The organism is Pseudarthrobacter sp. MDT1-56 (genome assembly GCF_059383555.1).
Window position 1 is genome coordinate 467,247 of the sequence record NZ_JBWZCK010000001.1, and the last position, 24,056, is coordinate 491,302.

A 24,056-nucleotide genomic window follows, 5' to 3' on the forward strand; every position below is an offset into this window, starting at 1 on the left:
GCCTCCCTCTTCCCGTAACCCAAGACTTCAGAATTTAGAGAACAAGAGAGAACAGGGACCATATGTCCAGCGAATCCTCCTTCGGCCTCATGCAGATCGGCCTCGCCACCGCGGAAGACATCCGTGGCTGGTCTTACGGCGAGGTTAAGAAGCCGGAAACCATCAACTACCGCACGCTCAAGCCTGAGAAGGACGGCCTCTTCTGCGAGAAGATCTTCGGCCCGTCCCGCGACTGGGAGTGCTACTGCGGTAAGTACAAGCGTGTGCGCTTCAAGGGCATCATCTGTGAGCGGTGTGGCGTTGAGGTCACCCGCGCAAAGGTCCGCCGTGAGCGCATGGGCCACATCGAGCTGGCCGCCCCGGTCACGCACATCTGGTACTTCAAGGGTGTTCCGTCCCGCCTGGGCTACCTCCTTGACCTGGCACCGAAGGACCTCGAAAAGGTCATCTACTTCGCCGCCTACATGATCACGAGCGTCGACGCCGACAGCCGCCACGAAGAACTGCCCAACCTCCAGGTTGAGCACGACATCGAGAAGAAGCAGCTGATCGACAACCGCGACTCGGACATCGCCACGATCGCCCGCGACCTTGAGAACGAGCTTGCCCGTCTCGAGGGTGAAGGCGCCAAGGCTGCCGACAAGAAGAAGGCCCGCGACTCCGCTGACCGCCAGATGGCCAACGTCCGCAAGCGCGCGGATGCTGAAATCGAGCGCCTCGAGCAGGTCTGGGACCGCTTCAAGAACCTCAAGGTCGCTGACCTTGAAGGTGACGAAGGCCTGTACCGCGAACTGCGCGACCGCTACGGCATGTACTTCGAAGGCTCCATGGGTGCCGAAGCGATCAAGAAGCGTCTTGAGAACTTCGACATGCAGGCCGAGTCGGACATGCTCCGCGACATCATCGCCAACGGCAAGGGCCAGCGCAAGACCCGCGCCCTGAAGCGGCTCAAGGTGGTCAACGCGTTCCTGACGACCAACAACAGCCCGCTCGGCATGGTGCTGGACGCCGTCCCGGTGATCCCGCCGGAACTGCGCCCGATGGTCCAGCTGGACGGTGGCCGCTTCGCGACCTCCGACCTCAACGACCTCTACCGCCGCGTGATCAACCGCAACAACCGCCTCAAGCGCCTGCTTGATCTCGGTGCTCCGGAGATCATCGTCAACAACGAGAAGCGCATGCTTCAGGAAGCTGTTGACAGCCTCTTCGACAACGGCCGCCGCGGCCGTCCGGTCACCGGACCGGGCAACCGTCCGCTGAAGTCCCTGAGCGACATGCTCAAGGGCAAGCAGGGTCGTTTCCGCCAGAACCTCCTGGGTAAGCGCGTTGACTACTCCGGCCGTTCCGTAATCGTCGTCGGCCCGCAGCTGAAACTGCACCAGTGTGGCCTGCCGAAGCAGATGGCGCTGGAGCTCTTCAAGCCGTTCGTGATGAAGCGCCTGGTTGACCTCAACCACGCCCAGAACATCAAGTCGGCCAAGCGGATGGTCGAGCGCTACCGCCCGCAGGTCTGGGATGTTCTCGAAGAGATCATCACCGAGCACCCCGTGCTGCTGAACCGTGCACCCACCCTGCACCGTCTCGGCATCCAGGCGTTCGAACCCCAGCTTGTTGAAGGTAAGGCAATCCAGCTTCACCCGCTGGTTTGTGGCGCCTTCAACGCTGACTTCGACGGCGACCAGATGGCAGTGCACCTGCCGCTGAGCCCCGAGGCCCAGGCTGAAGCCCGCATCCTGATGCTGTCCTCGAACAACATCCTGAAGCCGTCTGACGGCCGCCCGGTGACGCTGCCTTCGCAGGATATGATCATCGGCCTCTACCACCTGACCACCAAGCGTGTCGGTTCAGCTGGCGAGGGCCGGATCTTCTCCTCCGTGGCGGAAGCCATCATGGCGTACGACCTGCACGAGTTGCACCTGAACTCCCAGGTCAAGATCCGTCTCGAGGGCTTTGTCCCTTACGCCGGCTGGGAAGCTCCGGAAGGCTACGAGCCGGGTCAGACCGTGCTCGTCCAGACCTCCCTGGGCCAAGTCCTCTTCAACGAGACCCTTCCCGCGGACTACCCGTGGGTTGAGAACGTTGCGGACAAGGGCGAACTGTCGACCATCGTCAACGACCTCGCCGAGCGCTACCCGAAGGTGGTCACGGCGGCAACGCTGGACAACCTGAAGGATGCCGGTTTCTACTGGGCCACCCGGTCCGGCGTCACCGTCGCCATCTCCGACATCGAGGTGCCCAAGGACAAGCCGCGGATCCTCGCCGGTTACGAGACCATGGCTGCCAAGATCCAGGGCCAGTACGACAAGGGCCTGATCGACGACGACGAGCGTCGCCAGGAACTGATCGAGATCTGGAACAAGGCAACGAACGAGATCGCCCAGGCGATGCGTGACAACCTGTCCCCGATGAACACCATCAACCGCATGGTGTCCTCCGGCGCCCGTGGTAACTGGATGCAGGTCCGCCAGATCGCGGGTATCCGTGGCCTGGTGGCCAACCCTAAGGGCGAGATCATCCCGCGTCCGATCAAGTCCTCCTACCGCGAGGGCCTGTCGGTGCTGGAATACTTCATCGCCACGCACGGTGCCCGTAAGGGTCTGGCTGACACCGCGCTGCGTACCGCCAACTCGGGTTACCTGACCCGTCGTCTGGTGGACGTGTCGCAGGACGTCATCGTCCGCGAAGAGGACTGCGGCACCGAGCGCGGTCTGATGACCGCCATCGCGGTCGCTGACTCCAACGGCGAGCTGGTCCTGGACGAGAACGTCGAGAACAGCGCGTACGCCCGTACCCTGGCCGTGGATGTCGTTGACTCCAAGGGCAAGGTACTGGCAGCGGGCGGCACTGACTGCGGCGACGTCGTCATTGCCGAACTGTTCGCCGCCGGCATCACTGAGGTCAAGGTCCGCTCCGTACTCACTTGTGAGTCCAGCGTCGGCACCTGCGCCCTGTGCTACGGCCGTTCGCTGGCCACGGGCAAGACCGTCGACATCGGTGAGGCAGTGGGCATCATCGCCGCACAGTCCATCGGTGAGCCGGGTACCCAGCTGACCATGCGTACGTTCCACACCGGTGGTGCTGTTTCCTCCAGCGGTGGCGACGACATCACCCAGGGTCTGCCCCGTATCCAGGAGCTCTTCGAAGCCCGTACTCCGAAGGGTGTCGCACCGATTGCTGAAGCAGCCGGCCGCATCACCATCGAAGAGTCCGAGCGCCAGATGCGCCTGGTCATCACCCCGGATGACGGATCCGAAGAGATCGCTTACCCGGTCCTGCGCCGTTCACGTCTTCTCATCGAAGACGGCGAGCACGTCAGCGTCGGCCAGAAGCTCATCAACGGTCCGGTCGACCCCAAGCAGGTTCTGCGCATCATGGGCCCCCGTGCCGCGCAGAAGTTCCTGGTGGACGAGGTCCAGGGCGTGTACCGCAGCCAGGGCATCGGTATCCACGACAAGCACGTCGAGGTTATCGTCCGCCAGATGCTGCGCCGCGTCACGGTCATCGAGTCCGGCGAATCGGATCTGCTGCCCGGCGAGCTCGCCGAGCGCAGCCGCTTCGAAGATGCCAACCGCCGTGTTGTGTCAGAGGGCAAGACGCCGGCTTCCGGCCGTCCCGAGCTCATGGGCATCACCAAGGCGTCCCTGGCGACCGAGTCCTGGCTGTCCGCAGCTTCCTTCCAGGAGACCACCCGCGTCCTGACGCAGGCGGCCATGGAAGGCAAGAGCGATCCGCTGCTCGGCCTCAAGGAAAACGTCATCATCGGTAAGCTCATCCCGGCCGGCACGGGTCTCCCGCGCTACACCGAGGTCACCGTGGAGCCCACTGAAGAAGCAAAGGCCAACCTGTTCACCGGCCCCAGCGCGTTCAGTGACTTCTCCTACGATTCCCTGGGCGGCGACGGAGCTCCTGAGTTCCACGCCATCCCGCTGGATGACTACGACCTGGGCAGCGACTTCCGCTAACGGGCAGGGCGGGCCCTTTCGTGTCGCGTTCCGCGCCACGTAGGGACCCGGCCGCCCTGCCCTTGGCAGTCATAGCCAAAGATGGTCCCGCACCGCAAGGTGGGGGACCATCCCCTTTTAACCCATCGACTGTTCCGGTACCGCCCTTTTGGGTCCCCAAAACGGCGGTACCGGAGCAGTCGATGGGGGAGGAAGGGCGTGGTTTCCCCGCCGATTAAGGGCTGGGGCCTGTCCGTGTTAGACTTGAGACTAATTGTTATTGTGGCAGTGGATGAGTGCGCCGGTTGCAGCTGAAAGGCTGGACCAGGACGACGTTTCCGGTTTGCAGGGTTCTTGTGCAACGTATGCCACATTTTCGCATGCCTAGGGGCAATTCAGGATGAAAGTCCGTGGGCCCCGGCGTGCGGTCCGACTATTAAGGCTTCGCCTCAGCTGCTCTGGAGAGAACTTCAAAGCTCGAGCGGCGGGGCGCAGCGACAAGAGAGCGGCTGCCAACGGCCGCTCCGGATAAAACGGAGAACACGAGAGTGCCTACGATTAACCAGCTGGTCCGCAAGGGCCGCACGCCTAAGGTCAAGAAGACCAAGGCTCCCGCGCTTAACGGCAGCCCGATGCGCCGCGGTGTTTGCACCCGCGTGTACACGACGACCCCGAAGAAGCCGAACTCGGCTCTGCGTAAGGTTGCACGTGTGCGCCTCAACGGTGGCGTTGAAGTTACCGCGTACATCCCCGGTGTAGGCCACAACCTGCAGGAGCACTCCATTGTGCTCGTCCGCGGCGGCCGCGTTAAGGACCTCCCGGGTGTCCGTTACAAGATCGTCCGTGGCGCCCTCGATACCCAGGGTGTCAAGAACCGTAAGCAGGCTCGTAGCCGCTACGGCGCAAAGATGGAGAAGAAGTAATATGCCTCGCAAGGGTCCGGCCCCCAAGCGGCCGCTAATTCTAGATCCCGTTTACGGCTCCCCGCTGGTCACCCAGCTGATCAACAAGGTGCTCGTTGACGGCAAGAAGTCCACCGCAGAGCGCATCGTTTACGGTGCACTCGAAGGTGCTCGCGCCAAGTCCGGCGGCGACCCGGTTGCAGCCCTCAAGAAGGCCATGGAGAACGTCAAGCCTTCCCTCGAGGTCCGCTCCCGCCGCGTCGGTGGCGCCACCTACCAGGTTCCGGTTGAGGTCAAGCCGGGCCGCTCCACCGCGCTTGCCCTGCGCTGGCTGGTTGGCTACTCCAAGGCCCGCCGCGAGAAGACCATGACCGAGCGCCTCCAGAACGAGATTCTGGATGCCTCCAACGGTCTCGGTGCCGCTGTGAAGCGTCGCGAAGACACCCACAAGATGGCCGAGTCCAACAAGGCCTTCGCACACTACCGCTGGTAATACTTCCCGGACGCCGCCGGCTCCACCGAGCCGGCGGCGAACGTGCAGTCCATCCGAAAGGGAGACACCGTGGCACAGGACGTGCTTACCGACCTTAGCAAGGTCCGCAATATCGGCATCATGGCCCACATTGATGCCGGCAAGACCACTACTACCGAGCGCATCCTGTTCTACACAGGTGTGAACCACAAGATCGGCGAGACCCACGACGGCGCCTCGACGACTGACTGGATGGAACAGGAAAAGGAACGCGGCATCACCATCACGTCTGCCGCCGTGACCTGCTTCTGGGAAAACAACCAGATCAACATCATCGACACCCCCGGCCACGTGGACTTCACGGTTGAGGTTGAGCGCTCCCTGCGCGTCCTCGACGGTGCAGTTGCCGTGTTCGACGGCAAGGAAGGCGTGGAGCCGCAGTCTGAGACTGTCTGGCGCCAGGCTGACAAGTACAACGTTCCGCGCATCTGCTTCGTCAACAAGATGGACAAGCTCGGCGCTGACTTCTACTTCACCGTCGACACCATCATCAGCCGCCTCGGTGCCAAGCCGCTCGTCATGCAGCTGCCGATCGGCGCCGAGAACGACTTCGTCGGCGTCGTCGACCTGCTCTACATGCGCGCACTGGTCTGGCCCGGCGACTCCAAGGGTGACGTCACCATGGGTGCCAAGTACGAGATCCAGGAGATCCCGGCTGACCTCAAGGAAAAGGCCGAGGAGTACCGTGCAACGCTCGTTGAGACCGTTGCAGAGTCCTCCGAAGAGCTCATGGAGAAGTACCTCGAAGGTGAAGAAATCACCGAAGACGAGCTCAAGGCCGGCATCCGCAAGATGACGATCAACTCCGAGCTCTACCCGGTCTTCTGTGGCTCCGCGTTCAAGAACCGCGGCGTCCAGCCGATGCTTGACGCCGTCGTGGACTACCTGCCGAACCCGCTCGACGTCCCGCCGATGATCGGTCACGATCCTCGCGACGAAGAGAAGGAACTGACGCGCAAGCCTTCCTCCGAGGAGCCGTTCTCGGCTCTGGCGTTCAAGATTGCGACGCACCCGTTCTTCGGTCAGCTCACCTTCATCCGCGTGTACTCCGGTCACGTGGAAGCAGGCTCCCAGGTGGTCAACTCCACCAAGGGCAAGAAGGAGCGCATCGGCAAGCTGTTCCAGATGCACGCCAACAAGGAAATGCCCGTTGACGGCGCTACCGCTGGCCACATCTACGCAGCGATCGGTCTGAAGGACACCACCACGGGCGACACCCTGTGCGACTCCAACAACCAGATCGTCCTCGAGTCCATGAGCTTCCCGGAGCCCGTGATCTCTGTTGCGATCGAGCCGAACACCAAGGGTGACCAGGAGAAGCTCTCCACGGCCATCCAGAAGCTCTCCGCTGAGGACCCGACCTTCCAGGTCTCCCTCAACGAAGACACCGGTCAGACCATCATCGCCGGCATGGGCGAGCTCCACCTGGACATCCTGGTGGACCGCATGCGCCGCGAGTTCAAGGTCGAGGCCAACGTGGGCAAGCCCCAGGTTGCGTACCGCGAAACCATCAAGCGTGCTGTAGAGCGTCACGACTACACGCACAAGAAGCAGACCGGTGGTTCGGGCCAGTTCGCAAAGATCCAGATCGCGATCGAGCCGCTGGACACGTCCGAGGGCGAGATGTACGAGTTCTCGAACAAGGTCACCGGTGGACGTATTCCGCGCGAATACATCCCGTCGGTTGACGCCGGTATCCAGGATGCACTGAACGACGGCGTCCTGGCCGGTTACCCGGTTGTCGGCATCAAGGCCACGCTGATTGACGGCGCATACCACGATGTTGACTCCTCGGAAATGGCGTTCAAGATCGCCGGCCGTATGGCTTTCAAGGAAGCCGCACGCAAGGCGAACCCCATCCTGCTCGAACCAATGATGGATGTCGAGGTCCGCACCCCTGAGGAATACATGGGTGAAGTTATCGGCGACCTCAACTCCCGCCGTGGCCAGATGCAGTCCATGGAAGATGCGCAGGGCGTCAAGGTCATCCGCGCGCACGTCCCGCTGTCCGGCATGTTCGGCTACATCGGCGACCTGCGCTCGAAGACCCAGGGCCGCGCTGTGTACTCCATGACGTTCCACAGCTACGCCGAGGTCCCGAAGGCATTTGCCGACGAGATCATCCAGAAGAACCGCGGCGAGTAGTCCCAAAGGCTCTCGCAGCAACAAACTCGGGTGCGTTTCCGTCAACGGAGGTTCACCCGGTGCAGATGGCCGGTTCCGGTCAGCCGCTTTTCCGGGCAAACCGGCCGGCCATCTGCACCGGCAGGCTCGAGGGACTAGTATTAGTTCCTGAATCTGCAATTTCATCAATCCAAAGCCCCCCAAGTAGACTTACTGAAGTTTCGCCGCGACAAGCGCGGTCGAAGGGTAAGTCATTTGAAAACGTTCTAGGAGGAACCTGTGGCAAAGGCAAAGTTCGAGCGGACTAAGCCGCACGTCAACATCGGCACCATTGGTCACGTTGACCACGGTAAGACGACGCTGACGGCCGCGATTTCCAAGGTGCTGTACGACAAGTACCCGACTCTCAACGAGCAGCGCGACTTCGCGTCCATTGACTCTGCTCCCGAAGAGCGTCAGCGCGGCATTACCATCAACATCTCCCACGTTGAGTACCAGACCGAGAAGCGCCACTACGCACACGTAGACGCTCCGGGTCACGCTGACTACATCAAGAACATGATCACCGGCGCTGCTCAGATGGACGGTGCAATCCTCGTGGTTGCCGCCACTGACGGCCCGATGGCTCAGACCCGCGAGCACGTCCTGCTCGCCCGCCAGGTTGGCGTTCCCTACCTGCTGGTTGCACTGAACAAGTCGGACATGGTCGATGACGAAGAGCTCCTCGACCTCGTCGAAATGGAAGTTCGCGAGCTGCTTTCGGCTCAGGGCTTCGATGGCGATGAGGCTCCGGTCGTTCGCGTTTCCGGTCTGAAGGCCCTCGAAGGCGACCCGGTTTGGGTCAAGTCCGTCGAGGACCTCATGGAAGCTGTCGACAACTCCGTGCCGGACCCGGTACGTGACCGCGACAAGCCGTTCCTGATGCCGATCGAAGATGTCTTCACGATCACCGGCCGTGGCACCGTTGTTACGGGCCGCGCCGAGCGTGGAACCCTCGCCATCAACTCTGAGGTCGAGATCGTCGGCATCCGCCCGGTCCAGAAGACCACGGTTACCGGTATCGAGATGTTCCACAAGCAGCTCGACGAAGCATGGGCCGGCGAGAACTGTGGCCTCCTGCTCCGCGGTCTGAAGCGCGACGATGTCGAGCGTGGCCAGGTTGTCGTCAAGCCGGGTTCCATCACCCCGCACACCGACTTCGAGGCTAACGTCTACATCCTCTCCAAGGACGAAGGCGGGCGTCACAACCCGTTCTACTCCAACTACCGCCCGCAGTTCTACTTCCGCACCACGGACGTAACCGGCGTTATCACCCTGCCGGAAGGCACGGAAATGGTTATGCCCGGCGACAACACTGAGATGACCGTTGCGCTCATCCAGCCCATCGCCATGGAAGAGGGCCTCGGCTTCGCTATCCGCGAAGGCGGCCGCACCGTTGGTTCGGGACGCGTCACCAAGATCCTCAAGTAATACTTGTTGATCTGAGCTGGATCCCTGATCGGGTTGGCCGTCTGACGGCTCCCGTGACGTAAAGAACAGCCCCGCTGCATTCGCAGCGGGGCTGTTCTTTTTTTGCGCCTCGGTCCCCAGTCCCGGCCGGCAGGGCCTAAGCCCCTTCCTGGGCCCCGACCTGGGGCCGGACGATGGGGTGATGAACGAGCATCCGCTGACCACCAACCGGTGCTATATTTCATCTAGTCATTGGATTTAATGGCGGCTGGGCGGGTTCGGGCAGCCGGAGTCACGAAGGAAATCTATGTCGACCGACGTCCCGCCCCTGCTGGTGATGCTCCTGGTGGCGGGCGCCCTCCTGATGGGCCTCCGCTGGGGGAGGGCGCGGGAACGCAGGCGTGCCGCTGCAGAGAATAGTCAGGCCTTCGCCGACGGCTTCCGGACGGGGCACCTCCAGGGCTGGCGGGACGGCCAGTCCGCCCCGGTGCCGGGGGCATGGACCATCCTGCCGGAACCGGCTGCGGCTCCACCCCTAGCCTGGCCCGCCCAGCCGGCCCCGCCGGCCCCGCCGGCCTGGCCAGCCCAACCGGCCCCGCCGGCCTGGACCGCACCGCAGGGACAGCCCCGACCCCTTCCCACGCAGGGGTCTTCCCCTCCGCCGCAGCCCCCGCGTCCGGCTCCTCCCCAGGAATCCGCCGCGGACCGGGCCGCCCGCAAGGAGAAGCGGGACCGGCAGAACATCAACACCACCCTCTACGTCGCGAGCCTCCTGCTGGTGACTGCCGGTTCCCTGTTCATCGGCACCGGTCTGCCCGAAGTCCTCCGGTTCGCCGGCGTCGTCGCCATCACCGCGCTGTTCTACGCCGGCGGGCTGGTCCTGCACTCGAGGGCCCCGCGCCTCAGGCCGGCTGCCGTCGCGTTTACGGGAACCGGCCTGGCCCTGATCCCGGTGGCAGGACTGGCCCTGTACAACTTCACCCCGCTCGGCGGCTCCGCCGCCTGGCTGGTCACCTCGTCCATCGGTACTGTGGCCTATCTTGCCGCGGCAGTCCGGATGGACAGCAAGGTCCTGGCCTACTTGTCCCTGACGTTCGTCGTGTCGACGGCGTGGTCCGGGATTTCGGTCCTGGGCGGAGCCCTCGTCTGGTACTTCGCGGCGCTGATCGCGATCGCGGTCGTCCTGACGTTGCTGGCCATGACCAGTCCCCGCTGGATGCCATCGGTGTTCAAGCCGCTCATGGACCTGCACCCTTTTGTGGTCCCCGCCGTCGCAACCGCCGTGACCTTCATTCCCATGCTTCTCGACAAGGGGGAGTACGCGCTCATCATGTTCCTGTGCGGCACGTACTTCGCCCTGGTGGCGGCGGTGCCGCAGAGCCGCTTCCGGGTCGCCCAGTACTACGGCGCGAGGTTGAGCCTCACGGCAGCGCCTGCGGCCGCGGTCTGGGCTGCCAGTGACAGCCTGCCGTGGATGCTGCTGACCGCCGTTGCGCTGGCAGCCCTCCAGGCCGTGCTGGTGGCCTCCGGGCTGAACGTCGTACCTGCCGCGCTGCTGGGGTCGTCCGTCCGGCGGCAGGCAGACGCCCTCGCCACCTTCGGGCTGCAGCTGCTCCTGACCCTGCTCTGGGGTGCGGCGACCCTGTTCGATCCCGCCGTCGACCCGGGCAGTGACGTCCCGGTGTGGCTGCCGCTGGTGCTGGCGGTGCTCACCGGCATGGCCCTCGCAGTGGGCCTGGGCGGCCTGGCGGAAGGTGCCCCGGTGGCTGCCCTGGTGCTGGCATCGACCTTCGGCGACCGAGCCGGCGGCTGGACCCCGGCAGGGTTCCTGCTGCTGGTCGCGCTGTTCTGGGCCGTGCGCTCCCTGCCGTCCACGGAGTCCCTGCGCCGGCACTTCGTTCTCGCCGCCCGCATCGCGGCCACACTGGCCGTTCCCGCGCTCGTTGCGGCAGCGACCGACGACGGCTCTGTTCCGGTGCTGTCCGCTTTCCTGCTGGCTCTCGTGGTGCAGCAGCTCGCCACGGCAGCCCTGGCCCGGGCGGGCGTGCTGTCGCTGGCCCCGGACGCGAGCCTGGCGGCATTCTCCCTCGCGGCACTCCCAGCCCTCGCAGCGCTGGCCTTCATGGACGACACGCCGGGGCGAACGCTCGCCGGCGCCGCCGTCGTGCTCCAGCTGCTGGCCTCCTTTGGCATTGGCTGGGCTCTCTCCGGAGAAACTGCGGCAGGAATTCGCTGGCGGCCGGGCGCCCGGGAACTGCTGCCCCTGGGCATGGCGGCAGCGCTGATCGGCCTGGCCTTTGCCGGTGTCTCGCTCCAGGCCGGCAACATCGGCCTGGCCCTGACCGTGATTTTTCTCGTGGCGACGGCCCTGCGCCGCGGCGCGCTGCAGCAACGGTGGAGCTACTGGTGGCTGACCCGGGCGGCCGGCACCGTCCTGGTCCTGACGGGTTTCCGGCAGCTGCGTCAGGAGACCGGTCCGCTGCTGCTTGGCGGCGAGGAGCTCATGGGCGCTTCGCTGGCGATGCTGGTGCTGGGGCTGCAGCTGGCCTTCCCCCTGCTGGCCGAGGTCCGGGGCCGGGCTCCCGACGGCGTTGTCGTCGACGCCGCCGCGGTACTGGCGCTGCAGGCCGCCGCGCTGGCTGTTCTCACGGCGGCCGGCCTGCAGTATCGGTCGTCCGGGGGCTGGCAACTGACCGCTGCCGTCGTCGTGATTGCCCTCAGCGCCGCGGCGGCGGGGTTCGTGCTGCGGGCCCGCCCACGCGCGGCGGTGTTTGCCCCGGCCACGCTGGCGCTGCTGCTGGCCCGTGCAGGTTCGGCGCTCGACGTCGAGCTGGTTCTGGGCATCTTTGCCGCCTTCAGCGCCGCGATGGTGGTGGCCGCCACCTCGCGCACTGCCAAAGGCGCATATTTCGCGTCGGCCCGGGTGCTGACCCTGGCGCTGGCGCTCGTCCTGACTTATGACGCGGCGGCCTCGGTCACCGTCGTATCGGTGGCCTTCGGGCTGGTCCTTGCAGCCCAGCATGTGATCCGCTGGCTCATGCGGCACCGCCTGTCAGAAGTACCGTTCCAGCAGGCCGCGGTGTGGATCACGCTCGCCGCCCAGGCCGCACTGCCGCTCGGTTACCTTGTGGCAGCGCCGAACGACGGCGGCCGCTGGGTGGTCCTGCTGCACGCGGGGCTGCTACTGGTCTCCGCGGCGGTGGCCAGCCGGGTGTTTGCGGCCCGCGGGGCGGCCTACCTGACGGTCTATGCCGCCGTGTTCGGCACCGTGGCGCTGGGGCCGCTGGTGCAGTTCGGTGGCGGCTCGTCTGCCGGCGGTGTGCTTGACCAGCCGGTGCTCAGCCACAACGGGGTCGTGGTGATGCTGCTTGTGCTCTCGCTGGCCGCCACCGGCTCAGGCCTGCGTTTCCGGCGGAACGCGCGGGCCGACGTCGAACGCTGGCTCTGGCTGGCAGCTTCCGGTGCCTTCGTTATGACCGCCATGCTGCTGGCGCCGCTCGCCGCTGACTGGCTGACCGGGGGATCTGTCCTGGTGCTGGCAGTGGCCTGTTTTGCGGCGTCTCACCTGGAGCGGTGGCCGGCGCTCTACGTGCCAGCCGTTGCGGCGTCGCTGTCCGGTGCCACGCTGTCAGCTTCCGAGCTGCTGGAAGCCGCGCCGGGCGCCTGGGGCAGCTACGTGCCCTGGCTGGCGGGCTGCGTCCCGGCGGCGGCAGCGCTGTATGCCGTCCGCTGGCTGCGCCGCGACGCGCTGGCCGGCGATCCGGTCCGGCGCTGGTCGCTGGCGGCTGCAGGGGTCCTGGGTGTTGGCCTCGCCGCGGCCGCCGGGCTGCGGTGGGACGAAACCGCCTGGGCCGGGGCTGCGCTCGTGGCCACGACCGCCGCGATGTGCTGCGCCGAAGTGCCGGCGGCAGCCCGCAGGGCCGGTGCGGAACTGGGACTGTTCGCTACGACCGCGGCGGTGCAGCGTGCGGTGCTGTTCACCGGACTCGACTCCGGCTCCGATTGGCCCGATGCGTTCTGGACCCTGCAGTGGCATGTGGTCCTGGCCGGGGTGCTGGGTGCCCTTCGCTTGATGTCGGGGAACCGCAGTGAGGCTCACCGCAGAACAGGCCCGGTGCTGTTGTCCGGCGGGGCCGGGCTGTTGACGCTGTCCGGGCTGGGGATCATCTTTGGCGGCGATGCGGGGCAGCAGCTTTGGGTCCTGGCGCTGATGGCCGTGGTGCTTATGGCGGGGCTGGCCTTCGGCGAACGGTTGTTTGTCTGGTGGGGTGCGGCAGGAGTGGCGCTGTGCATCTTGTGGGCGATCCGCCAATACACTTTCGCGCTGCTCGCCCTCATTGCCGCGGCCCTCATAGCGCTGGCACTCTGGCGGCTGAACAGCAGCAAGCCGGTCGCTGTCGAGCCGGCACCGCGCCGTGAGCCGGCGGACCATAGTTAGCAGGGGCAGCCCGCTGATATCGTTGCTTCCAACGAAGGGAGCTCACAATGGGCTGGTTGATTTTCCTGTTGGTGGCCGTTGCCGTCGTCGCCGCCGTCTTTTGGGCCAAGAAGCATTTCCGGAACGAGATTGAGCGGGCCAAGCGCATCACCCGGGCCAACCGGGAGAAATAGCGCGCAGGGGCGTACACGCCCTGTGGGCGGCCGGGCCACCGCGGGCCGGCCGCCGGCGTGTCCTTTCAGCTCATCCCTTGCGGGCCCTGCTGAGTGCCTGGTACCAGTAGTAGGAATCTTTGGGCGTGCGTTCCTGGGTGTCGAAGTCGACGTGGACCAGCCCGAAGCGCTGCGAGTACCCGGCCGCCCACTCGAAGTTGTCCATCAGGGTCCAGACGTAGTAACCCAGCAGTTCAACGTCCTCGGCGATGCCGCCGGCCGCGGTGGCCTCCAGGGCATGCCCCAGATGGGATGCGATGTAGCTGATCCGGTCCGTGTCCGCGATGGGGCCGGACACGTGCTCGGGCTCCGGGAAGCTGGCCCCGCTTTCGGTGATGTACAGCGGAGGCAGCGCCCCGCCATACCTGTCCTTCAGCTCGCGGAGCAGCGGGCCCAGGTGGTCCGGGGCCACCGGCCAGCCGAAACCGGTGGTGGCGTATTCCGGGAACGCCGCCATATGGAACGGCATCTTCAGCATCGCGTCGGCGGTGCCCGCGGGGCTCTCGCCCGGGCCGCGACCGGTTGCGACCTTCACGGGGTAGTAGTAGTTCAGCCCGTAGAAATCGAGGGGCTGGTGGATGGTCCGCAGGTCGGCGTCGGAGATCTTCCCCAGTGAACGGAACCACGGCTTGGCGATGAGCGGCACTTTCGGGTAGCTGCCCAGGAGGATCGGATCCGCATAGACCCGGTTCAGGACCAGGTCGAAGATGTTGGCCAGGAACCGGTCCGTCACCGATTTGGACGCCGGCCGGACCGGGGAATGCAGGTTGGTGACGCCAACAGCGCCGGTGACCCCCTCCGCGCGCAGCGCCTGCACGGCGAGGCCGTGCCCCAGAAGCTGGTGGTGCACGGCGGGCAAGGCATCGAAGAGCAGGTCGTGGCCCGGGGCATGGACCCCCAGGGCGTAGCCGTTGAGTGTGACTGAGACCGGCTCGTTGAGCGTTACCCACTGGGCGACACGGTCGCCGAAGCGGCGGCCGGCCGCCGCGCTGTACTCGGCGAAGCGTTCCGCGGTGGACCGCTGCAGCCAGCCGCCGCGGTGTTCCAGCGGCAGCGGGGTGTCCCAGTGGTACAGCGTGGCCATCGGGGAGATGCCGGCTTCCAGCAGCTGGTCGATGAGCCGGTCGTAGAAGTCGAGCCCTGCGCTGTTGAACGGACCCGTCCCGTCCGGCTGGATCCGCGGCCAGGAGAGGGAGAAGCGGTAGGAGTCGATGCCGAGCGTACGCATCAGTTCGACGTCTTCCGCGGTGCGGTTGTAGTGGTCGCAGGCGACGGCGGGGGAGTGGCCGTCCTGGATGGTGCCGGGTTTCTCGACGAAGGCGTCCCAGCCGGAGGGCCCGCGGCCGCCGGCCGCGAGGGAGCCTTCAATCTGGAAAGCTGCCGAGGCAACTCCCAGCTGGAAATCCGGGCCCAGGCGCGCGGCGAGGGCCTGAACTGCTACGGAGTCCTGCACGGTCATGCCCCCATCATCCCCACGGTGCCCGCTGAAGGCAATGACCGGAAGTCCAGTCCCGCCGTCGTCCGCCCCAGCGCCGCGTGACCGGCCGCGTGAACCGGCCGACGCCGGCGCGGTGGCGGCCTTGCCCCGCCCGGCCGTCGATTCGCTTCTGCCCGGCAATTCCGGCATACTAGATGAGTTGTTCAAGCGCTCTTTCGCGTCCCGATCCGGATAATGCCGGGTGTCAGGGTCCAAGTAGGAGACCAAACATAACCCACGCCCCAAGGAATTGCGGTCGAGTACGCGTGAAAAGCGCGACACGCCCGACCGCGGGGGTCGGTTACGTCGGCAGGTTGAGGAACCCGGATTTATCCGGATTCAGCTTGTGCGGCGGGTGGTAGTTACGACTTCAATTGCTTCGGCAGCCACATGCAACACGCAAGTAAACAGAGCAGCCCTCACTGGAGCAGCACTAACGAAAGAGAGTCAGGCGACATGGCGGGACAAAAAATCCGCATCCGGCTGAAGTCATACGACCACGAGGTCATTGACTCTTCAGCACGGAAGATCGTTGAGACGGTCACGCGCGCAGGCGCCACGGTAGTAGGCCCTGTGCCGCTGCCGACGGAGAAGAACATCTACTGCGTCATCCGCTCTCCGCACAAGTACAAGGACAGCCGTGAGCACTTCGAAATGCGTACTCACAAGCGTCTGATCGACATCATCGACCCCACGCCCAAGGCTGTTGATTCGCTTATGCGTCTCGACCTGCCGGCCGACGTGAACATCGAAATCAAGCTGTAGGGAGGTGCTGAGAGACTATGACCGCAACCCGTAACGTAAAGGGCCTGCTGGGCACGAAGCTCGGCATGACCCAGGTCTGGGACGAGAACAACAAGCTCATCCCCGTCACTGTGGTCCAGGCTGACTCGAACGTCATCACGCAGCTGCGCAATGCAGACACTGATGGCTATGTCGCCGTTCAGATCGGCTACGGCCAGATCGATCCCCGCAAGGTCACCAAGCCGCTGGCTGGTCACTTTGAAAAGGCAGGCGTCACGCCTCGCCGCCACGTCGTCGAACTGCGCACTGCAGATGCTGATTCTTACGAGCTGGGCCAGGAGCTCTCCGTAGAGCTCTTCGAAGCCGGCCAGAAGATCGACGTCGTTGGCACCACCAAGGGTAAGGGCTTCGCCGGTGTTATGAAGCGTCACGGCTTCCACGGCGTTGGAGCTTCCCACGGTGCACACAAGAACCACCGTAAGCCCGGTTCAATCGGTGGCGCATCCACCCCGAGCCGCGTCTTCAAGGGCATGAAAATGGCCGGCCGCATGGGCGCCGTTCGTCACACCACGCTGAACCTCACGGTCCACGCGGTTGACGTCGAGAAGTCGCTGCTCCTGATCAAGGGCGCCGTCCCCGGCGCCCGCGGCCAGGTCGTACTCGTACGCACCGCCGTGAAGGGAGCCTAGTTCAATGACTAGCACTGTCAAGGTTGACCTGCCTGCAGAGATCTTCGACGTACAGACCAACGTGCCGCTGCTGCACCAGGTCGTCGTTGCCCAGCTCGCTGCTGCTCGCCAGGGTACCCACAAGACCAAGACCCGCGCCGAGGTTTCCGGTGCAGGTCGCAAGCCGTTCAAGCAGAAGGGCACCGGCCGCGCCCGTCAGGGTTCAATCCGTGCTCCTCACATGACCGGTGGTGGCGTCGTCCACGGCCCCACGCCGCGTGACTACAGCCAGCGCACCCCCAAGAAGATGATTGCTGCTGCACTGCGCGGCGCTCTCTCTGACCGCGCCCGTAACGGCCGCATCCACGTCGTTGCTGAACTGGTTCCCGGCACCAAGCCGTCCTCCAGCGCAGCACTGGCAACTCTGCGGGGTGTCTCCGAGCGCAAGAACCTGCTCGTTGTCATCGAGCGCGCCAACGATGTTGCTGCACTCTCCGTGCGCAACCTCACTGATGTTCACGTTCTGTACGCAGACCAGCTGAACACCTACGACGTTCTCGTCTCCGATGACGTTGTCTTCACCAAGGCTGCCTACGAAGCATTCGTTGCTTCCAAGGCAGTGGCAAAGAACGAGGAGGATGCCAAGTGAGTGCAGCCACCATCAAAGATCCGCGCGACGTCGTGCTTGCACCCGTCGTCTCGGAAAAGAGCTACGGCCTGATCGACGAGGGCAAGTACACCTTCCTGGTGGACCCCCGCTCGAACAAGACCGAGATCAAGCTGGCCGTGGAGAAAATCTTCTCCGTCAAGGTCGACTCGATCAACACCATCAACCGTGCCGGTAAGCGCAAGCGGACCAAATTCGGATGGGGTACCCGCAAGAACACCAAGCGTGCAATTGTGAGCCTCAAAGAAGGCACGATCGACATCTTCGGCGGTCCGCTCTCGTAGCGGAGACCACTTTAACGAGGAAATAAATTATGGGAATCCGTAAATATAAGCCGACTACCCCGGGCCGTCGCGGCTCGAGCGTAGCGGACTTCACTGAAATCACGCGGTCGACGCCGGAAAAGTCGTTGGTACGTCCCCTCCCGAAAAAGGGTGGCCGTAACAACACCGGTAAGATCACGACCCGTCACAAGGGTGGTGGCCACAAGCGCCAGTACCGTCTGATCGACTTCCGTCGCCACGACAAAGACGGCGTCAACGCCCGCGTTGCCGAAATCGAGTACGATCCGAACCGTACGGCTCGCATCGCGCTCCTCCACTACATTGATGGCACCAAGCGGTACATCATTGCCCCGAACAAGCTGTCCCAGGGTGACACCGTAGAGGCAGGTGCCGACGCTGACATCAAGCCCGGCAACAACCTCCCGCTGCGCAACATCCCGGTCGGTACCGTAATCCACGCAGTCGAACTGCGTCCGGGTGGCGGCGCCAAGATGGGCCGCTCCGCCGGCGCATCGATCCAGCTCGTTGCTAAGGAAGGCCGTTTCGCCCAGCTGCGTCTGCCTTCCGGTGAAATCCGCAACGTTGACGTGCGCTGCCGCGCAACCGTCGGCGAGGTCGGCAACGCCGAGCAGTCGAACATCAACTGGGGTAAGGCCGGCCGTATGCGCTGGAAGGGCGTTCGCCCGACCGTCCGTGGTGTCGCCATGAACCCGGTCGATCACCCCCACGGTGGTGGCGAGGGTAAGACGTCCGGTGGACGTCACCCCGTCAACCCGAACGGTAAGCGCGAAGGCCGCACCCGCCGTCCCAACAAAGAGAGCGACAAGCTTATTGTTCGTCGCCGTCGTACTGGCAAGAACAAGCGATAGGAGCCTGGACACATGCCACGCAGCCTGAAAAAAGGTCCTTTCGTTGACCAGCACCTCTTTGTAAAGGTAGCCAGGGAAAACGAAAAGGGCACCAAGAACGTCATCAAGACCTGGTCCCGCCGCTCGATGATCGTCCCCGACATGCTCGGCCACACGATCGCCGTACACGACGGACGCAAGCACATCCCCGTGTTTGTCACTGAGTCGATGGTCGGGCACAAGCTCGGCGAATTCGCTCCCACGCGGACATTCCGCGGCCATGTCAAGGACGACCGTAAGGGCAAGCGCCGCTAGGCGCCTGCACTTACGTCAAAGACGAGAGAAGGAAAGCAATGGAAGCCAAGGCAATTGCGCGTCACATCCGCGTAACGCCTATGAAGGCCCGGCGCGTCGTCAACCTTGTTCGTGGTAAGCAAGCGAATGAGGCTCTGGCAATTCTGAAGTTTGCCCCGCAGGCAGCTTCGGAGCCGGTATTCAAGGTAGTTCAGTCGGCAATCTCCAACGCCCGGGTCCTCGCGGACCGCGACGGCGTGGCGTTTGACGAAGGTGACCTCATCATCAGCGAAGCGTTTGTTGATGAAGGCCCGACCATGAAGCGGTTCCAGCCGCGAGCCCAGGGTCGTGCATTTCAGATCAAGAAGCGCACGAGCCACATCACCGTGGTAGTCGCTACCCCGGAGAAAGAGGAGGCTCGCTAAGTGGGACAGAAAGTTAACCCGCACGGGTTCCGACTCGGCATCACCACCGATCACGTATCGCACTGGTTTGCTGACAGCACCAAGGCCGGCCAGCGGTACAAGGACTTCGTTCGCGAAGACATCCGCATCCGCCAGCTCATGTCCACGGGCATGGAGCGCGCCGGTATCGCCAAGGTTGAGATCGAGCGCACCCGCGACCGTGTCCGTGTGGATATCCACACGGCACGTCCGGGCATCGTTATCGGCCGCCGCGGCGCAGAAGCAGACCGCATCCGCGGCGAGCTCGAAAAGCTCACGGGCAAGCAGGTTCAGCTGAACATCCTCGAGGTCAAGAACCCCGAGATGGAAGCTCAGCTTGTTGCCCAGGGCGTTGCTGAGCAGCTGACTTCCCGCGTGGCTTTCCGCCGTGCGATGAAGAAGGCCATGCAGTCCGCACAGCGTGCAGGTGCCAAGGGCATCCGTATCGCTTGCTCGGGTCGACTGGGCGGCGCAGAAATGTCCCGCTCGGAGTTCTACCGCGAAGGCCGTGTGCCCCTGCACACCCTCCGCGCGAACATCGACTACGGCTTCTACGAGGCCAAGACCACCTTCGGCCGCATCGGCGTGAAGGTCTGGATCTACAAGGGTGACGTCACCGCCAAGGAACTGGCTCAGCAGGCAGCTGCTGCTCCGTCCCGTGGCCGTGGTGCCAGCGACCGCCCGGGCCGCCCGGGTGGCGCTGACCGTGGTGACCGCCGCCGTCGTACTGACCGTCCGGCCGCCGAAGCAGCTCCTGCTGCAGAGGCTCCGGCCGCTGAAGCTGCTGCTCCTGCAGTAGAAGGAGGACAGGCTTAAATGCTTATCCCACGTCGAGTCAAGCACCGTAAGCAGCACCACCCGGGTCGTTCCGGCGCTGCTACGGGCGGCACGAAGGTCTCCTTCGGTGAATGGGGTATCCAGGCTCTGAGCCCGGCATACGTCACCAACCGTCAGATCGAGTCTGCCCGTATCGCGATGACCCGCCACATCAAGCGTGGCGGCAAGGTCTGGATCAACATCTACCCGGACCGTCCGCTGACGAAGAAGCCTGCCGAAACCCGCATGGGTTCCGGTAAGGGTTCTCCGGAATGGTGGGTCTCAAACGTCAAGCCGGGCCGGGTTCTCTTCGAGATCTCCGGTGTCGAGGAATCGGTTGCCCGCGAGGCACTGCGCCTGGCGATCCACAAGCTCCCGTTGAAGGCACGCATTCTGCGTCGCGAAGGTGGTGAATAGAAATGTCAGTAGGATCCAAGGAACTTGCATCCGCACAGCTGGACGGTTTCGACAACGAGCGACTCGTTGAGGAACTCCGTAAGGCCAAGGAAGAGCTGTTCAACCTGCGTTTCCAGTCCGCCACCGGCCAGCTGGAGAACCACGGTCGACTGCGCGCGGTAAAGAAGGACATCGCACGCATCTACACCGTTCTCCGTGAGCGCGAGCTGGGCATTCGTGCCGAGGTTGCCGCACCGGTTGTGGAAGCCAAGGAAGAAAAGAAGTCCAAGAAGGCTGCAACCAAGAAGGCTGACAAGGCTGAAAAGGTTGAGACCGAGGAGGACGCCAAGTGAGTGAAAAGGACGAGAACGTGACGGAAACTGTTTCCGGCGCAGCTAAGGCTGACGAGCGCGGTTACCGTAAGACGAAGCGCGGCTATGTGGTCTCGGACAAGATGGAAAAGACCATCGTTGTCCAGGTCGAGGACCGTGTGAAGCACGCCCTCTATGGCAAGGTCCTTCGCCGCAACACGAAGATCAAGGCTCACGACGAAGAGAACAGCGCCGGCATCGGCGACCTCGTTCTCCTCGCCGAGACCCGCCCGCTCTCCGCTACCAAGCGGTGGCGTCTGGTGGAGATCCTCGAGAAGGCCAAGTAACACCTGCAGCTTCCCCGTCAGGGGATCTGCATCGAAACCCCCGTTCCCTTCTGGGAGCGGGGGTTTCTCCGTCGCCGGGGGAGTGCGCCGGCCTGTGCCGTGCTGTGGAGGCCCGGCTGTGATATGGGGATATGGCCGAAACGTGCTAGGATTTTGAGTTTGTATGGCGCCCTCTGTGCGCCGTCATCAACCTCGTAAACAATCGTGCCACGGCATAGTGCCCCCTAGCGCCCCGATTCGTCGGAATCCGCCTGGGAAGCAAATGTTTTTGGCACGGGAGTTTAGGCCTGGTCTGGCAAAATCCAGGCAGGTCAAGAGACACCCCGATCAACCGTTCCGCAAGGCTCATTCCGTAGGAAGATTTTCGGTCTGAGAACCAGCGCGACGCAAGGAGTAAATAGTGATTCAGCAGGAGTCGCGACTCAAGGTCGCCGACAACACGGGTGCTAAGGAAATCCTTACCATTCGCGTTCTCGGTGGATCTGGCCGTCGCTACGCAGGCATTGGCGACGTAATCGTCGCTACCGTCAAGGACGCAATTCCGGGCGGCAACGTAAAGAAGGGCGACGTCGTCAAGGCTGTCATCGTCCGTACCAAGAAGGAACGCCGCCGTGCGGATGGTTCCTACATCAAGTTTGACGAGAACGCAGCTGTGATCTTGAAGAATGACGGTGACCCCCGCGGTACCCGTATCTTCGGACCGGTTGGTCGTGAACTTCGCGATAAGAAGTTCATGAAGATCGTTTCTCTGGCTCCGGAGGTGCTTTAGTCCATGGCTAAGATCAAAAAGGGTGACCTCGTTCAGGTCATCACTGGCGCCAAGGCTGAGCGCGGCGGCGACAAGGGCAAGCAGGGCAAGGTTCTGCGCGTATTCCCCGAGACCAACCGCGTGTTGGTCGAAGGCATTAACCGCGTAACCAAGCACACCAAGGTCGGTCAGTCGCAGCGCGGCACCAAGACCGGTGGCATCGAAGTCGTCGAGGCTACGATCCACATCTCCAACGTGGCTCTGGTTGACCCGTCCACCAAGAAGCCCACCCGCGTCGGTTTCCGCACCGAGACCGTTGAGCGCGATGGCGTGAAGCGCGAAGTGCGTGTCCGCGTCGCCAAGAGCTCAGGGAAGGACATCTAATGACTGAGACTCTCGAGACTCCGGCAAGCAAGATCGTTCCTCGTCTGAAGACCAAGTACGCGGATTCCATCAAGAGCTCGCTCGTTGAGGAATTCAAGTACGAGAACGTCAACCAGGTTCCCCGTCTGGTGAAGGTCGTTGTGAACATGGGTGTTGGAGATGCCGCCAAGGACTCCAAGCTGATCGACGGTGCTGTCCGCGATCTGACCCTGATCACCGGCCAGAAGCCGCAGGTAACCAAGGCCCGCAAGTCGATCGCACAGTTCAAGCTGCGCGAAGGCATGCCGATCGGTGCACACGCAACTCTGCGTGGGGACCGCATGTGGGAATTCCTGGACCGTCTGGTCACGCTGGCTCTGCCGCGTATCCGCGACTTCCGGGGCCTCAGCGGCAAGCAGTTCGACGGCAACGGCAACTACACCTTCGGTCTGACCGAGCAGGTTATGTTCCACGAGATCGACCAGGATTCCATCGACCGCGTTCGCGGCATGGACATCACCGTCGTGACCACTGCCAAGACCGACGACGAAGGCCGCGCGCTGCTCAAGGCGCTTGGCTTCCCGTTCAAGACCGAAGATTAATCTAGCTACGTAAAAGGTCCGTTACGTGCCGGTTCCCCCCTGGGGATGACTGCACGGCGGAAACCGTTATGAGGAAGGGCAAGAGCCCACCATGACAATGACAGATCCCGTCGCAGACATGCTTACGCGTCTGCGCAACGCAAACTCGGCATACCACGATTCCGTGTCTATGCCGTACAGCAAGCTCAAGGCACGCGTTGCCGACATCCTGAAGGCCGAAGGTTACATCGCCTCCTGGAAAGAAGAAGACGCTGAGGTCGGCAAGAAGCTGACCCTCGAGCTCAAGTTCGGTCCGAACCGCGAGCGTTCAATCGCTGGCGTTCGTCGTATTTCCAAGCCGGGACTGCGCGTTTACGCAAAGTCCACCAACCTGCCGCACGTGCTCGGTGGCCTGGGTGTCGCAATCCTGTCCACCTCTTCCGGCCTCTTGACTGACAAGCAGGCCGGCAAGAAGGGCGTGGGCGGCGAAGTCCTCGCTTACGTCTGGTAACGGGAAAGGAAGAGAATAATGTCACGTATTGGACGTCTCCCCATCACCGTTCCTGCCGGCGTTGAGGTCAAGGTTGACGGCTCTGTCGTCAACGTCAAGGGTTCCAAAGGCGAGCTGAGCCACACTGTGCCCAGCCCGATCGAGGTTTCCCTGGAAGATGGCACCCTGACTGTCGCCCGCCCGAACGACGAGCGCGCCTCACGTTCGCTGCACGGCCTGACCCGCACCCTGATCGCCAACATGATCCAGGGTGTCACCGCAGGCTACGAGAAGAAGCTTGAAATCGTCGGTACCGGTTACCGCGTTCAGGCAAAGGGTTCTGACCTGGAGTTCGCTCTGGGCTACAGCCACCCGGTTAGCGTCTCGGCACCGAACGGCATCACCTTTGCAGTAGAGACCCCGACCAAGCTCTCTGTTTCAGGTATCTCCAAGCAGCAGGTCGGCGAGGTTGCTGCCAACATTCGCAAGCTGCGGAAGCCGGACCCCTACAAGGGCAAGGGCATCCGTTACGCAGGCGAAGTCATCCGCCGCAAGGTCGGAAAGGCTGGTAAGTAACCATGGCGATCGCAATTAACAAGAAGCGTACGAACAAGAGCAAGTCTGCCCAGCGCAGCCGCCGCCAGCTTCGTATCCGCAAGCGCATCTCCGGAACGGCTGTACGTCCTCGTCTGGTCGTCAACCGTTCCGCACGCCACGTATTCGTCCAGGTTGTCGATGACACCAAGGGCCTGACCGTAGCAAGCGCCTCCACTTTGGAAGCCGACCTTCGTGCATTCGACGGTGACAAGACTGCCAAGGCCAAGCGCGTTGGCGAGCTCGTCGCCGAGCGTGCCAAGGCTGCCGGAATCGAAGCTGTTGTCTTCGACCGCGGTGGTAACAAGTACCACGGCCGGATCGCCGCCGTCGCTGACGGCGCACGTGAAGGTGGGCTGTCACTGTGACCGAAAATAACGAAAAGGA

Annotated in this window: 25 protein-coding genes; 24 read left to right on the top strand and 1 reads right to left on the bottom strand. The window is 63.6% G+C overall.

Going from position 1 to position 24,056, the window contains the following annotated elements:
* Positions 1–62: 62 nt before the first annotated feature.
* The 7 genes from AC50YC_RS02275 to AC50YC_RS02305 all read left to right on the top strand — a co-directional run bounded on the left by AC50YC_RS02275 (position 63) and on the right by AC50YC_RS02305 (position 13,559).
* On the top strand, positions 63–3,962 hold the full coding sequence (locus AC50YC_RS02275) for a DNA-directed RNA polymerase subunit beta' (protein WP_307465583.1): 3,900 nt from the start codon (positions 63–65) through the stop codon (positions 3,960–3,962).
* Positions 3,963–4,489: 527 nt separating this feature from the next.
* Complete coding sequence (gene rpsL, locus AC50YC_RS02280; RefSeq protein WP_011692814.1) at positions 4,490–4,864, top strand: 30S ribosomal protein S12; 375 nt, start codon at positions 4,490–4,492, stop codon at positions 4,862–4,864.
* 1 nt (position 4,865) lies between these two features.
* A complete protein-coding gene (rpsG, locus tag AC50YC_RS02285) occupies positions 4,866–5,336 on the top strand; it encodes a 30S ribosomal protein S7 (RefSeq protein WP_494952017.1) in 471 nt (156 codons plus the stop codon).
* A gap of 69 nt (positions 5,337–5,405) precedes the next feature.
* On the top strand, positions 5,406–7,520 hold the full coding sequence (gene fusA, locus AC50YC_RS02290; protein WP_354169329.1) for an elongation factor G: 2,115 nt from the start codon (positions 5,406–5,408) through the stop codon (positions 7,518–7,520).
* A gap of 258 nt (positions 7,521–7,778) precedes the next feature.
* Positions 7,779–8,969 carry an elongation factor Tu gene (tuf, locus tag AC50YC_RS02295; RefSeq protein ID WP_069949303.1) on the top strand — a complete coding sequence of 397 codons (1,191 nt, stop codon included), beginning with the start codon at positions 7,779–7,781 and terminating at the stop codon, positions 8,967–8,969.
* Between the two features lie 286 nt (positions 8,970–9,255).
* On the top strand, positions 9,256–13,386 hold the full coding sequence (locus AC50YC_RS02300; protein WP_494952018.1) for a hypothetical protein: 4,131 nt from the start codon (positions 9,256–9,258) through the stop codon (positions 13,384–13,386).
* Between the two features lie 47 nt (positions 13,387–13,433).
* Positions 13,434–13,559: a hypothetical protein gene (locus AC50YC_RS02305; protein WP_494952019.1), complete on the top strand. Its 126-nt coding sequence runs from the start codon at positions 13,434–13,436 to the stop codon at positions 13,557–13,559.
* A gap of 70 nt (positions 13,560–13,629) precedes the next feature.
* Here the strand turns inward: AC50YC_RS02305 and AC50YC_RS02310 are convergent, their stop codons facing one another.
* Positions 13,630–15,057, bottom strand: a complete 1,428-nt coding sequence (locus AC50YC_RS02310) for a GH1 family beta-glucosidase (protein WP_494952020.1) — start codon at positions 15,055–15,057, stop codon at positions 13,630–13,632.
* A gap of 474 nt (positions 15,058–15,531) precedes the next feature.
* On the opposite strand from AC50YC_RS02310, the gene rpsJ reads away from it, so the two are divergent.
* The 17 genes from rpsJ to rplR all read left to right on the top strand — a co-directional run bounded on the left by rpsJ (position 15,532) and on the right by rplR (position 24,037).
* Positions 15,532–15,840, top strand: a complete 309-nt coding sequence (gene rpsJ, locus AC50YC_RS02315) for a 30S ribosomal protein S10 (protein WP_024366135.1) — start codon at positions 15,532–15,534, stop codon at positions 15,838–15,840.
* Positions 15,841–15,857: 17 nt separating this feature from the next.
* Positions 15,858–16,508, top strand: a complete 651-nt coding sequence (rplC, locus tag AC50YC_RS02320; protein WP_024366134.1) for a 50S ribosomal protein L3 — start codon at positions 15,858–15,860, stop codon at positions 16,506–16,508.
* A 4-nt stretch (positions 16,509–16,512) separates the two neighbouring features.
* A complete protein-coding gene (gene rplD, locus AC50YC_RS02325) occupies positions 16,513–17,136 on the top strand; it encodes a 50S ribosomal protein L4 (protein ID WP_024366133.1) in 624 nt (207 codons plus the stop codon).
* Positions 17,133–17,438, top strand: a complete 306-nt coding sequence (rplW, locus tag AC50YC_RS02330) for a 50S ribosomal protein L23 (RefSeq protein ID WP_024366132.1) — start codon at positions 17,133–17,135, stop codon at positions 17,436–17,438. The genes rplD and rplW overlap by 4 nt, the downstream gene beginning before the upstream one ends.
* Positions 17,439–17,467: 29 nt before the next feature.
* Positions 17,468–18,307, top strand: coding sequence for a 50S ribosomal protein L2 (gene rplB / locus AC50YC_RS02335; protein WP_069949299.1), 840 nt, complete (start codon positions 17,468–17,470; stop codon positions 18,305–18,307).
* 12 nt (positions 18,308–18,319) lie between these two features.
* Positions 18,320–18,601, top strand: coding sequence for a 30S ribosomal protein S19 (gene rpsS, locus AC50YC_RS02340; RefSeq protein WP_018773666.1), 282 nt, complete (start codon positions 18,320–18,322; stop codon positions 18,599–18,601).
* Between the two features lie 38 nt (positions 18,602–18,639).
* On the top strand, positions 18,640–19,005 hold the full coding sequence (gene rplV / locus AC50YC_RS02345; protein ID WP_003803798.1) for a 50S ribosomal protein L22: 366 nt from the start codon (positions 18,640–18,642) through the stop codon (positions 19,003–19,005).
* Entirely contained in the window at positions 19,006–19,839 is an 834-nt protein-coding gene (gene rpsC / locus AC50YC_RS02350) for a 30S ribosomal protein S3 (protein WP_354169337.1), read from the top strand. It begins immediately after the preceding gene.
* Positions 19,840–20,256 (top strand): 50S ribosomal protein L16, encoded by a 417-nt coding sequence (gene rplP / locus AC50YC_RS02355; RefSeq protein ID WP_123257072.1) that lies wholly within the window; start codon positions 19,840–19,842, stop codon positions 20,254–20,256.
* Between the two features lie 2 nt (positions 20,257–20,258).
* Positions 20,259–20,588 (top strand): 50S ribosomal protein L29, encoded by a 330-nt coding sequence (rpmC, locus tag AC50YC_RS02360; RefSeq protein ID WP_326957500.1) that lies wholly within the window; start codon positions 20,259–20,261, stop codon positions 20,586–20,588.
* Positions 20,585–20,893 carry a 30S ribosomal protein S17 gene (rpsQ, locus tag AC50YC_RS02365; protein WP_310052392.1) on the top strand — a complete coding sequence of 103 codons (309 nt, stop codon included), beginning with the start codon at positions 20,585–20,587 and terminating at the stop codon, positions 20,891–20,893. The genes rpmC and rpsQ overlap by 4 nt, the downstream gene beginning before the upstream one ends.
* Before the next feature lie 400 nt (positions 20,894–21,293).
* On the top strand, positions 21,294–21,662 hold the full coding sequence (gene rplN / locus AC50YC_RS02370; protein WP_003803789.1) for a 50S ribosomal protein L14: 369 nt from the start codon (positions 21,294–21,296) through the stop codon (positions 21,660–21,662).
* Positions 21,663–21,665: 3 nt separating this feature from the next.
* Positions 21,666–22,025 (top strand): 50S ribosomal protein L24, encoded by a 360-nt coding sequence (gene rplX, locus AC50YC_RS02375; protein WP_056425237.1) that lies wholly within the window; start codon positions 21,666–21,668, stop codon positions 22,023–22,025.
* Positions 22,025–22,606, top strand: a complete 582-nt coding sequence (gene rplE / locus AC50YC_RS02380; RefSeq protein WP_056425240.1) for a 50S ribosomal protein L5 — start codon at positions 22,025–22,027, stop codon at positions 22,604–22,606. Before rplX ends, rplE begins: the two co-directional genes overlap by 1 nt.
* A gap of 91 nt (positions 22,607–22,697) precedes the next feature.
* A complete protein-coding gene (rpsH, locus tag AC50YC_RS02385; RefSeq protein ID WP_056425243.1) occupies positions 22,698–23,096 on the top strand; it encodes a 30S ribosomal protein S8 in 399 nt (132 codons plus the stop codon).
* A gap of 18 nt (positions 23,097–23,114) precedes the next feature.
* A complete protein-coding gene (gene rplF / locus AC50YC_RS02390) occupies positions 23,115–23,651 on the top strand; it encodes a 50S ribosomal protein L6 (protein ID WP_301226749.1) in 537 nt (178 codons plus the stop codon).
* 2 nt (positions 23,652–23,653) lie between these two features.
* Positions 23,654–24,037, top strand: a complete 384-nt coding sequence (gene rplR / locus AC50YC_RS02395; protein ID WP_091251989.1) for a 50S ribosomal protein L18 — start codon at positions 23,654–23,656, stop codon at positions 24,035–24,037.
* Positions 24,038–24,056: the final 19 nt, after the last annotated feature.

What these genes read in the sequence shown, in the direction of transcription:
- AC50YC_RS02275 (WP_307465583.1), top strand. Translation starts at nt 63, where the DNA reads ATGTCCAGCGAATCCTCCTTCGGCCTCATGCAGATCGGCCTCGCCACC.
- rpsG (WP_494952017.1), top strand. Translation starts at nt 4,866, where the DNA reads ATGCCTCGCAAGGGTCCGGCCCCCAAGCGGCCGCTAATTCTAGATCCC.
- AC50YC_RS02300 (WP_494952018.1), top strand. Translation starts at nt 9,256, where the DNA reads ATGTCGACCGACGTCCCGCCCCTGCTGGTGATGCTCCTGGTGGCGGGC.
- AC50YC_RS02305 (WP_494952019.1), top strand. Translation starts at nt 13,434, where the DNA reads ATGGGCTGGTTGATTTTCCTGTTGGTGGCCGTTGCCGTCGTCGCCGCC.
- AC50YC_RS02310 (WP_494952020.1), bottom strand. Translation starts at nt 15,057, where the DNA reads ATGACCGTGCAGGACTCCGTAGCAGTTCAGGCCCTCGCCGCGCGCCTG.
- rpsJ (WP_024366135.1), top strand. Translation starts at nt 15,532, where the DNA reads ATGGCGGGACAAAAAATCCGCATCCGGCTGAAGTCATACGACCACGAG.
- rplC (WP_024366134.1), top strand. Translation starts at nt 15,858, where the DNA reads ATGACCGCAACCCGTAACGTAAAGGGCCTGCTGGGCACGAAGCTCGGC.
- rplD (WP_024366133.1), top strand. Translation starts at nt 16,513, where the DNA reads ATGACTAGCACTGTCAAGGTTGACCTGCCTGCAGAGATCTTCGACGTA.
- rplB (WP_069949299.1), top strand. Translation starts at nt 17,468, where the DNA reads ATGGGAATCCGTAAATATAAGCCGACTACCCCGGGCCGTCGCGGCTCG.
- rpsS (WP_018773666.1), top strand. Translation starts at nt 18,320, where the DNA reads ATGCCACGCAGCCTGAAAAAAGGTCCTTTCGTTGACCAGCACCTCTTT.
- rplV (WP_003803798.1), top strand. Translation starts at nt 18,640, where the DNA reads ATGGAAGCCAAGGCAATTGCGCGTCACATCCGCGTAACGCCTATGAAG.
- rplP (WP_123257072.1), top strand. Translation starts at nt 19,840, where the DNA reads ATGCTTATCCCACGTCGAGTCAAGCACCGTAAGCAGCACCACCCGGGT.
- rpmC (WP_326957500.1), top strand. Translation starts at nt 20,259, where the DNA reads ATGTCAGTAGGATCCAAGGAACTTGCATCCGCACAGCTGGACGGTTTC.
- rplX (WP_056425237.1), top strand. Translation starts at nt 21,666, where the DNA reads ATGGCTAAGATCAAAAAGGGTGACCTCGTTCAGGTCATCACTGGCGCC.
- rplE (WP_056425240.1), top strand. Translation starts at nt 22,025, where the DNA reads ATGACTGAGACTCTCGAGACTCCGGCAAGCAAGATCGTTCCTCGTCTG.
- rpsH (WP_056425243.1), top strand. Translation starts at nt 22,698, where the DNA reads ATGACAATGACAGATCCCGTCGCAGACATGCTTACGCGTCTGCGCAAC.
- rplF (WP_301226749.1), top strand. Translation starts at nt 23,115, where the DNA reads ATGTCACGTATTGGACGTCTCCCCATCACCGTTCCTGCCGGCGTTGAG.
- rplR (WP_091251989.1), top strand. Translation starts at nt 23,654, where the DNA reads ATGGCGATCGCAATTAACAAGAAGCGTACGAACAAGAGCAAGTCTGCC.